Here is a 7,542-nt window from a genome sequence, read left to right on the forward strand (position 1 = left end):
TATTGCGCTCAGGCGCGAATCTGTTGTTGTGATGTGCTTGTACACTGCTGAACGGCAACCGAGGCCACGTCCACCAGTTTATTTAATTGACTAAACAGTAAGTCGACTGACCGTGGGCTGGCAACGGTCAGTTCAATATTTATGTTCTGTGCATCACTAGCCGTTTCCATATTCATCGAGCAAATCTGAAAGCCGCGATGGCGAACCACACGTAAGACGCGTTCTAAGGTTTCCGGGTTGAAGCGGGCCTGCACGTTGACCTGATGTTGCATCATGATAATTTCTCCAGCATTTGTGAGTTGCTGGCGCCAGGTGGCACCAGTGGCCAGACATTCTCAAGTTCGTCGATTGAGACATGAAGCAGGTACGGGCCTTCGCTTGCGAGCATGGTGTCGAGTGCCGCTTCTACCTGGTCTTTACGGGTGATGTGTTGGCCAGGAATGCCGAAGGCGCTGGCCAGCGTGAGGAAATCGGGGTTATCGGTCAGGGTGGTTTCGCTATAACGTTCCTGGAAGAACAGCTGCTGCCATTGTCGAACCATCCCTAACCGCTGGTTATCGAGCAGTACGATCTTCAGCGGCAACTGCTTGCGTTTTACGGTGCCCAACTCTTGTACGTTCATCATGAAAGAGCCGTCACCGGAGATACAGATAACCGTATCGTTCGGGCGCGCGACCTGCGCACCAACGGCCGCCGGCAGACCGAAGCCCATCGTGCCTAAGCCGCTTGAGGTGATGAAGTTCTCCGGGCGGGTGTAGGTCATGTGTTGAGCGGACCACATCTGGTGCTGGCCGACGTCAGTCGTCACCACACTTTCCGCCGGTTTACGATCGGAGAGCTGCTTCAGCAGCAACGGCGCATAGATAGCCTCGCCCGGATGGTCGTAACGCCACTCATGCTCGGCGCGCATCGCCGCGTTATGTTCACACCAGGAGTCAATCGCCAGTGGCTGCTGCAGCGCGGGCAGCAGCGCATTCAGGTCGCCCTGCAGGGCAACATGCGCCTGGCGCAGTTTGTTCATTTCTGCCGGGTCGATATCCATATGGATAACTTTGGCATGCGGCGCGAAGGTGTTCAGCTTGCCGGTTACGCGGTCATCAAAGCGTGCGCCAACGGCGATCAGCAGATCACACTCTTGCACCGCCAGGTTCGCCGCTTTGGTACCGTGCATACCCAGCATACCGAGATAGTACGGATAATCCGCAGGCACGGCACCCAGGCCTTTCAGCGTGCAGGTCGCGGGCATGTTCGTGACCGCCATAAACTCACGCAGCGCGGGAACCGCCTGCGCCATCCCTACGCCGCCGCCGACGTACAGCATTGGCTTCTGCGATTCGGCCAGCATCTGCTGCGCCTGCGCCATTTCGCTATACGGGAAACTGTCGTCGCTTTCTACGGTGGAGAAGTACGGATCCAGATCGCCTTGTGCAATCTGAATATCTTTAGGGATATCAACCAGAACCGGGCCAGGACGGCCTGAGTTTGCCACCTGGAAAGCTTCAGCGATTACACGCGGCAGCTCTTCCAGGGATTGCACCAGGAAACTGTGTTTGGTGCAGGCCAGCGACAAACCGAGGACGTCCACTTCCTGGAAGGCATCCGTACCGATAAACGGTGCGGCAACCTGGCCGGTGATGGCAACAACAGGAACGGAATCGAGCAGCGCGTCCGCCAGGCCAGTGATCAGGTTGGTTGCTCCTGGGCCTGAAGTGGCGATACAGACGCCGGTTTTACCGGTAGAGCGGGCATAGCCGATGGCCGCCATCGCCGCGCCCTGCTCGTGTCGACACAGCAGATGCTCTACGCCGCCGTCATACAGAGCGTCGTAAACGGGCATAATGGCACCACCTGGATACCCAAATACCGTTTCGACTCCCTGCGCTCGCAACGCATGTACCACCCACTGTGCGCCATTCATAGTTAGTTCCCCGCCTTAGATCGTAAGAAACAGAATTTTGTGCTACTCGACATTCTCTGCTCCTCGTTATTGTTTTTTAGTCATAAAAAAACCCCCGGACCTTTCGGTGCGGGGGTCTTAGTTCGTTAAGGCTTGATTTCTAAGCCTTTCCTCGTCCAAGTGCAGCCCCGCACGGTGGGATAATAATCACCACCACGCTAATCACGACCAGGCTAATCACTCGTAGAAGGGCTGTCATTTTTGTCTATTCTTGCATCTTGTTCGAAGGAATACCTACAGAGTTACCACAGACATCACAAAAAGCACAAGTTTTTTTTATGACGCCATTGATTACCATGCTAAGGATTATTAGAAAAAGATTTGTTTTATATAGAAAAAATATGAAATGAAAATATTTCACCATCTGACGTCCGCCACCCACAAAAGCGGGTGTCACAGGGCGATTGCGTAAAAAAATGCGGGCGTGCTTCCGTGAAAAATGAAAATGCATGAAAAGTAGCAAAAATAGCAGGATAAGACGCGTAAATACGCGAAGTAACGGATTAATGCGACAATACGCCGATGCATAATGTCCTTCATCAGGGAGGAATTATGTCACTATCCGTCGTCTATACGCGCGCAGCGCTCGGCGTGAATGCGCCACTTATTACCATTGAAGTCCATATCAGCCAGGGGCTACCGGGGCTGGTGATGGTGGGTCTGCCGGAAACGACCGTCAAAGAGTCCCGGGATCGGGTTCGCAGCGCAATCATCAACAGCGGTTATACCTTTCCGGCGAAAAAGATCACCATCAACCTGGCGCCCGCCGACCTGCCGAAAGAAGGCGGTCGATATGATTTACCTATCGCTATTGCGCTCCTGGCAGCCTCTGAGCAGCTTAGCACCCAGAAACTGGGTCAATATGAGTTCGTAGGGGAATTGGCGCTTACAGGCGCGTTACGCGGCATTCCTGGGGCTATCTCTGCGGCAATGGAGGCCATCAGCGCCGGACGGCAGATAGTGCTTTCCGAAGACGATGCCCCACTGGTTGGGCTGCTCGGCGGCAATGATTGCCTCATCGCCAGCCATCTTCTGGAGGTATGTGCGTTTCTGGAAGGGAAGCAGGAACTGCGGCTTCCACCAGTGGAGACGCCCGTCATTACCGAGACCGTTGACGACCTGAGCGAAGTCATCGGCCAGCAGCAGGGGAAGCGCGCGTTAGAGGTGACGGCTGCAGGCGGGCATAATTTATTGCTGATTGGTCCACCGGGAACCGGGAAAACCATGCTCGCCTCGAGACTCAGGGGGCTACTGCCGCCGCTTAACGATCGCGAGGCGCTGGAAAGTGCAGCTATCATCAGTCTGGAAAATAGTCGCCGCGTGCAGGCAGAGTGGCGCTGTCGGCCTTTCCGCGCACCACACCATAGCGCGTCTTTAACCGCGATGGTGGGCGGAGGATCAATACCTGCCCCTGGCGAGGTCTCGCTGGCCCATAACGGGATTCTGTTTCTGGATGAATTACCGGAGTTTGAACGCCGGGTGCTGGATGCATTACGGGAGCCTATCGAGTCGGGCAAGATCCATATTTCACGGACGCGCGCCAAAATCACCTACCCTGCTCGCTTCCAGCTTATTGCTGCCATGAATCCCAGCCCGACCGGGCACTATGAGGGAAAACACAATCGCTGCACGCCAGAACAGACGCTGCGCTACCTCAATCGCCTGTCGGGGCCTTTCCTCGACCGTTTCGATTTATCGCTTGAGATCCCCATGCCTCCGCCAGGATTGCTGAGCCAGCCCGTCCGCCATGAAGAGAGTAGCCTGGAGGTACAGCGTCGCGTGATTGCTGCCCATCAGCGCCAGTTTTCCCGGCAGGGAAAGCTTAATGCCCATCTCGGTAGCGGCGAAGCAAGGGTACATTGTGTTCTCTGCGATGAGGATTCACGCTGGCTGGAACAGACGCTCACGCAGCTGGGGCTTTCTATTCGGGCGTGGCAGCGGCTGCTTAAGGTTGCGCGTACGTTGGCCGACATGGAGGGCGTTGACGCCATTGAGCGTCGACATTTGCAGGAAGCGTTGAGCTACCGAGGAATTGACCGCATGCTCAGCCACCTGCAAACCTTACTGCAATAAAAAAGGGGCCGGAGCCCCTTTCTCTTAGTCGTCGCTTTCAGTGTAGTCGTCAGCGCCTTCCATCTGTGGTTTACCACCAGACAGCGTATGGAAACGCTTAGGACGCTTAATGCGAGTCACATACTTGTGCCATACGCGTTCAGCTTCTGAAGCCGGTTCACGCTCACCGCGACATACCGCGACGAACTGGTGTTCCTCATCGGTTGCAGGCTCACGCTTGCCAAGATCGAGTTCGTTAAAGGCAAAGCCATAACGCTCCAGCAGCTGCGCCTCTTTGATGGTGAAGTCACCATGACGAGAGAACCCGCGCGGATAATTTTTATTATCAAAAAAACGATTAGTCGTCGTAAAGCTTTCCGCCATCCTACACGCTCCTAATTCTTTGGCCGAGCTATTTATGGCGCGGAGTATTAGATACGCTTGACAGAGTGTAAAACAAAAGATTTAAATCATTACGACAAAAAATTTTGCGGAGAAAGCTGTGGATACCGAATTGCTGAAAACTTTCCTCGAAGTGAGCAGAACTCGCCACTTCGGGCGAGCCGCAGAAGCGCTCTATCTGACACAATCTGCGGTGAGCTTTCGCATTCGTCAGTTAGAGAATCAGCTCGGCGTAAATTTATTTACCCGTCACCGCAATAACATACGGCTGACGGCTGCGGGAGAAAAGCTGCTGCCTTACGCCGAGACGCTGATGAGTACATGGCAGGCCGCGCGTAAGGAGGTCGCCAGTACCTCACGACATAACGAGTTTTCGATTGGCGCCAGCGCTTCGCTGTGGGAGTGCATGCTCAATGAGTGGCTAGGAAGGCTCTACCAGGCAGATGATGCCCTGCAGTTTGAAGCGCGAATTGCACAGCGGCAGTCGCTGGTGAAGCAACTGCATGAGCGCCAGCTCGATCTGCTGATCACTACCGAAACGCCGAAGATGGATGAATTTAGCAGCCAACTGCTGGGACATTTCACCCTTGAGCTGTTCTGTGCATCACCGGCCACCATCAAAGCCGATCTGAATTACCTTCGCCTTGAGTGGGGGGCAGATTTTCAGCAGCATGAAACCGGGCTTATCGCCAGTGATGACATTCCGTTATTAACCACCAGTTCGGCTAGCCTGGCCTATCGACAGCTGCTGCCGTTGAAAGGCTGTACCTGGTTGCCAACGTCATGGGCTCAGGAGCAAAACGGTATATATCCGGTTGCGGATGGTTCATCAATTTCGCGGCCTTTATACGCGATCTGGCTGCAAAATAGCGACAAACACGCGCAAATTCGCGACATACTGAAAAACAACGTTTTTTAATAAGCAGGAAATAATGAGCGGCCCGGAGTGAACAGCGACGGGTCTTTAGAAAGGCAAATTTTGGGCAAAAAAAATCCTTTGCCTAAGCAAAGGATTATATATGGCAGGGGCGGAGAGACTCGAACTCGCGACACCCGGTTTTGGAGACCGGTGCTCTACCAACTGAGCTACGCCCCTAAAGACTTCTTAATTTTTCTTATCATTAAGCCTGCTAATGTAGCAGGCTTAATTTTAAATAAGTGGCGGAACGGACGGGACTCGAACCCGCGACCCCCTGCGTGACAGGCAGGTATTCTAACCGACTGAACTACCGCTCCACCGAATTTCTTTGTCACTACCCGGATTATTCATCCCGGTTTACTGCAATTTGATGCCTGGCAGTTCCCTACTCTCGCATGGGGAGACCCCACACTACCATCGGCGCTACGGCGTTTCACTTCTGAGTTCGGCATGGGGTCAGGTGGGACCACCGCGCTACAGCCGCCAGGCAAATTCTGTTATCAGACCGCTTTTGCGTTCTGATGTAATCTGTAATCAAGCTGAAATCGATGTCTCTTTCGCCAAAACATCTTCGGCGTTGTAAGGTTAAGCCTCACGGTTCATTAGTACTGGTTAGCTCAACGTATCGCTACGCTTACACACCCAGCCTATCAACGTCGTCGTCTTCAACGTTCCTTCAGGACTCTCAAGGAGTCAGGGAGAACTCATCTTGGGGCAAGTTTCGTGCTTAGATGCTTTCAGCACTTATCTTTTCCGCATTTAGCTACCGGGCAATGCCATTGGCATGACAACCCGAACACCAGTGATGCGTCCACTCCGGTCCTCTCGTACTAGGAGCAGCCCCCCTCAATTCTCCAGCGCCCACGGCAGATAGGGACCGAACTGTCTCACGACGTTCTAAACCCAGCTCGCGTACCACTTTAAATGGCGAACAGCCATACCCTTGGGACCTACTTCAGCCCCAGGATGTGATGAGCCGACATCGAGGTGCCAAACACCGCCGTCGATATGAACTCTTGGGCGGTATCAGCCTGTTATCCCCGGAGTACCTTTTATCCGTTGAGCGATGGCCCTTCCATACAGAACCACCGGATCACTAAGACCTGCTTTCGCACCTGCTCGAGCCGTCACTCTCGCAGTCAAGCTAGCTTATGCCTTTGCACTAACCTCCTGATGTCCGACCAGGATTAGCTAACCTTCGTGCTCCTCCGTTACTCTTTAGGAGGAGACCGCCCCAGTCAAACTACCCACCAGACACTGTCCGCAACCCGGATTACGGGTCTACGTTAGAACACCAGCCATTAAAGGGTGGTATTTCAAGGTTGGCTCCATGCGAACTGGCGTCCACACTTCAAAGCCTCCCACCTATCCTACACATCAAGGACCAGTGTTCAGTGTCAAGCTATAGTAAAGGTTCACGGGGTCTTTCCGTCTTGCCGCGGGTACACTGCATCTTCACAGCGAGTTCAATTTCACTGAGTCTCGGGTGGAGACAGCCTGGCCATCATTACGCCATTCGTGCAGGTCGGAACTTACCCGACAAGGAATTTCGCTACCTTAGGACCGTTATAGTTACGGCCGCCGTTTACCGGGGCTTCGATCAAGAGCTTCGCGTTGCCGCTAACCCCATCAATTAACCTTCCGGCACCGGGCAGGCGTCACACCGTATACGTCCACTTTCGTGTTTGCACAGTGCTGTGTTTTTAATAAACAGTTGCAGCCAGCTGGTATCTTCGACTGATTTCAGCTCCATGGGTAAACCACTTCACCTACATATCAGCGTGCCTTCTCCCGAAGTTACGGCACCATTTTGCCTAGTTCCTTCACCCGAGTTCTCTCAAGCGCCTTGGTATTCTCTACCTGACCACCTGTGTCGGTTTGGGGTACGATTTGATGTTACCTGATGCTTAGAGGCTTTTCCTGGAAGCAGGGCATTTGTTACTTCAGCACCGTAGTGCCTCGTCATCACACCTCAGCGTTAGTAAGCGTCCGGATTTACCTAAACGCTCCGCCTACATGCTTAAACCGGGACAACCGTCGCCCGGCTAACATAGCCTTCTCCGTCCCCCCTTCGCAGTAACACCAAGTACAGGAATATTAACCTGTTTCCCATCGACTACGCCTTTCGGCCTCGCCTTAGGGGTCGACTCACCCTGCCCCGATTAACGTTGGACAGGAACCCTTGGTCTTCCGGCGTGCGGGTTTTTCACCC

General features: G+C 53.8%; 6 protein-coding genes, 2 tRNA genes and 2 rRNA genes. 2 read left to right on the forward strand and 8 right to left on the reverse strand.

Annotated elements, in window-relative coordinates; translation table 11 throughout:
• Positions 1 to 8 precede the first annotated feature (8 nt).
• The 3 genes from ilvM to ilvL all read right to left on the reverse strand — a co-directional run bounded on the left by ilvM (position 9) and on the right by ilvL (position 2,156).
• On the reverse strand, positions 9 to 275 hold the full coding sequence (ilvM, locus tag FHC49_RS07920; protein ID WP_040118523.1) for an acetolactate synthase 2 small subunit: 267 nt from the start codon (positions 273 to 275) through the stop codon (positions 9 to 11).
• Positions 272 to 1,918 carry an acetolactate synthase 2 catalytic subunit gene (ilvG, locus tag FHC49_RS07925; RefSeq protein ID WP_185669635.1) on the reverse strand — a complete coding sequence of 549 codons (1,647 nt, stop codon included), beginning with the start codon at positions 1,916 to 1,918 and terminating at the stop codon, positions 272 to 274. Before ilvG ends, ilvM begins: the two co-directional genes overlap by 4 nt.
• A 139-nt stretch (positions 1,919 to 2,057) precedes the next feature.
• Positions 2,058 to 2,156, reverse strand: coding sequence for an ilv operon leader peptide (ilvL, locus tag FHC49_RS07930; protein WP_001311244.1), 99 nt, complete (start codon positions 2,154 to 2,156; stop codon positions 2,058 to 2,060).
• Between the two features lie 353 nt (positions 2,157 to 2,509).
• Between ilvL and FHC49_RS07935 the strand changes: the two genes are divergently transcribed.
• Complete coding sequence (locus FHC49_RS07935; RefSeq protein ID WP_220439471.1) at positions 2,510 to 4,030, forward strand: YifB family Mg chelatase-like AAA ATPase; 1,521 nt, start codon at positions 2,510 to 2,512, stop codon at positions 4,028 to 4,030.
• A 24-nt stretch (positions 4,031 to 4,054) separates the two neighbouring features.
• Here FHC49_RS07935 and FHC49_RS07940 read toward each other — a convergent pair whose 3' ends face one another.
• Complete coding sequence (locus FHC49_RS07940) at positions 4,055 to 4,393, reverse strand: DUF413 domain-containing protein (RefSeq protein ID WP_035896409.1); 339 nt, start codon at positions 4,391 to 4,393, stop codon at positions 4,055 to 4,057.
• Between the two features lie 118 nt (positions 4,394 to 4,511).
• On the opposite strand from FHC49_RS07940, the gene hdfR reads away from it, so the two are divergent.
• On the forward strand, positions 4,512 to 5,330 hold the full coding sequence (gene hdfR, locus FHC49_RS07945) for an HTH-type transcriptional regulator HdfR (protein WP_220439472.1): 819 nt from the start codon (positions 4,512 to 4,514) through the stop codon (positions 5,328 to 5,330).
• A 101-nt stretch (positions 5,331 to 5,431) separates the two neighbouring features.
• Here hdfR and FHC49_RS07950 read toward each other — a convergent pair.
• The 4 genes from FHC49_RS07950 to FHC49_RS07965 all read right to left on the reverse strand — a co-directional run.
• Positions 5,432 to 5,507: transfer RNA gene (locus FHC49_RS07950), tRNA-Trp, on the reverse strand.
• A 63-nt stretch (positions 5,508 to 5,570) separates the two neighbouring features.
• Positions 5,571 to 5,647, reverse strand: a tRNA-Asp gene (locus tag FHC49_RS07955).
• 55 nt (positions 5,648 to 5,702) lie between these two features.
• Positions 5,703 to 5,818 (reverse strand): 5S ribosomal RNA (gene rrf, locus FHC49_RS07960).
• 93 nt (positions 5,819 to 5,911) lie between these two features.
• Positions 5,912 to 7,542: ribosomal RNA gene (locus FHC49_RS07965) — 23S ribosomal RNA — on the reverse strand; the annotation flags it as partial.

The sequence above is a fragment of the Kluyvera sp. EC_51 genome, from assembly GCF_019584505.1.
Lineage (GTDB): Bacteria > Pseudomonadota > Gammaproteobacteria > Enterobacterales > Enterobacteriaceae > Kluyvera > Kluyvera sichuanensis.

Excerpts from the sequence above, each read along its gene's own strand:
- ilvM (WP_040118523.1), bottom strand. The coding sequence starts at position 275 with ATGATGCAACATCAGGTCAACGTGCAGGCCCGCTTCAACCCGGAAACC.
- ilvG (WP_185669635.1), bottom strand. The coding sequence starts at position 1,918 with ATGAATGGCGCACAGTGGGTGGTACATGCGTTGCGAGCGCAGGGAGTC.
- ilvL (WP_001311244.1), bottom strand. The coding sequence starts at position 2,156 with ATGACAGCCCTTCTACGAGTGATTAGCCTGGTCGTGATTAGCGTGGTG.
- FHC49_RS07935 (WP_220439471.1), top strand. The coding sequence starts at position 2,510 with ATGTCACTATCCGTCGTCTATACGCGCGCAGCGCTCGGCGTGAATGCG.
- FHC49_RS07940 (WP_035896409.1), bottom strand. The coding sequence starts at position 4,393 with ATGGCGGAAAGCTTTACGACGACTAATCGTTTTTTTGATAATAAAAAT.